At 49.7% G+C, this 1864-nt stretch carries 1 protein-coding gene; it reads right to left on the bottom strand.

Annotated features, from left to right (window positions below; all coding sequences use genetic code 11):
* A partial coding sequence (locus tag H6F68_RS11885) for a PAS domain S-box protein (RefSeq protein ID WP_190559240.1) occupies positions 1 to 1864 on the bottom strand: 1864 nt, incomplete at both ends.

The raw sequence follows: 1864 nt of genomic DNA, 5'->3' as shown, positions 1-1864 counted from the left end.
GAGTTGTGCGCCGATGCGCTCTGCCCGTTCGCTCATGCCGAGTAAGCCAAAACCCTCAGTGGCTGGAATATTCCCGACTCCAAAACCCTGTCCATTGTCTTTCACGCGCAAGCAAAACTGATCATGATCGTAGACTAGCTGCACTCGAATTTCGTCAGCATTGGCGTGTCGAATCGCATTGGTCAATGCTTCCTGCCCCATCCGTAGTAGGTTATTCTCGACTTCAGCCGGTAGAGCATACACTGCACCCTCAAGCTCATAGTATAAAGTGGTATCCATTGCGGCAGTTCTGAGTTGAGCGACGAGACGGTGCAGAGCGCTCTGTAAACTGCCCTCCTCTAGAAGCTGAGGACGGAGTGCGACGACCGATCGCCGTGCTTCAGTCAGTCCAGTTCGCCCCAATTCTTTGATCAGGTCTAGGTGTGCTTGAGCTGCTTCTAAATCATCTGTTAGCACCTGTTTTGCTGCTCCCACCTGAGCCAGAATGCCCGTAAACGCCTGAGCGAGTGTGTCGTGAATTTCACGCGCCATGCGGTTGCGCTCCTCTAAAATTGAGGCTGCTTCTGCTTGCTTTTGCGGCGTAATATCTCGCGCCAACCAAATCACCTGATCGAGGCTGATTGGGGCAATGCGAGCCGAAAACCAGGCTTCTTGTTCAGCTATCCGCAAGCTGTACTCAACTGTGAGCATTTGTTGGGTTCTCAGTACTTGCCGAACGTAACCTAGGAATTCATCGGCTTGTTCTTTTTCAAAAATCTGGTGCAGTGTTTGACCAATCTGCTCCTCAATCGGTCGATACAACTGATTCGGTTTCACTTCGACTGCTTCGATCACCCGCCCTTCAGCAGTAAGGACAAACAGCGGATCGGGAATGGCTGAAACGAGTGCCCGCAGTTCTGCTTCAGAGGCTTGCAGCGCGGCTTCTGCCTGTTTGCAATCGTCAATATCCGTATAAACTCCCAACGCTCGGAGCGGTTCACCGGATTCATTCCAGGCAACAATTTTGCCGACAGAAAGAATCCATTTCCACTGACCATCCCGGGTACGCAGGCGATACTCTGCTTGATAGTTGGGGGCTTCTCCGGTCATAAAACCATTGTAAACTGCAAACATTGCTTCTCTGTCATCAGGATGCAAACTCTCAACCCACCTAGATTTGGTCTCGTGAAATGTTGCTGGATCGTAGCCCAGCATTAAAGCGTATTCTGGGTTAACCACGATTTCTTCAGTTTTGAGATTCATATCGTAGAGTCCCTGATTTGAAGCGGTTAATGCTAAGCGCAGTCGTTCTTCACTCATTTGTAGAGCGACTTCTGCTCGTTTGCGATCGCTAATATCCGCAGTCACCCCTTCGAGGTAGCCATCGTCTGCATTCAGATAAGCAGAGGAAAGTCCCCAGAACAATGTCCCATCTCGTTTTCGCAGTTGAGTTTCAAAGTTTCGCACTTCCCCATCCCGCTTCATCACCTCAATGGCTTTTTGGCGATCGCTGGGATTTACAAAATAGTCGATGGTGTGTTCCAGCCCAATGATTTCTTCTGGTGAATCAAAGCCATACAGATTGGCAAAGCGTTGATTGGCATTGAGAATTAATCCATCCGAGAGGCGGGTTCGGTAGATGCCAACCTGCGAGTTTTCAAAGATAGCTCGGAACTTGGCTTCACTGCGTTGTAAAGCCTCTTCTGCTTGTTTACGCTGGGTGGTGTCATTGCCAACCGATAAGATTTCAACGACCTCTCCCTGGTCATTGAAGATAGCTTGATTCGACCAGGCCATCCAAACTCGCCGTCCGTCTCGACACAGGTTTTCACTCTCGCCTTGCGGGTATGATTGAGGATTACGAAGTAAATCGTGAACAAATGGT

It is taken from the genome of Trichocoleus sp. FACHB-262 (assembly GCF_014696035.1).
GTDB lineage: Bacteria > Cyanobacteriota > Cyanobacteriia > FACHB-46 > FACHB-46 > Trichocoleus.
This window is presented reverse-complemented; position numbering and strand designations above follow the sequence as displayed.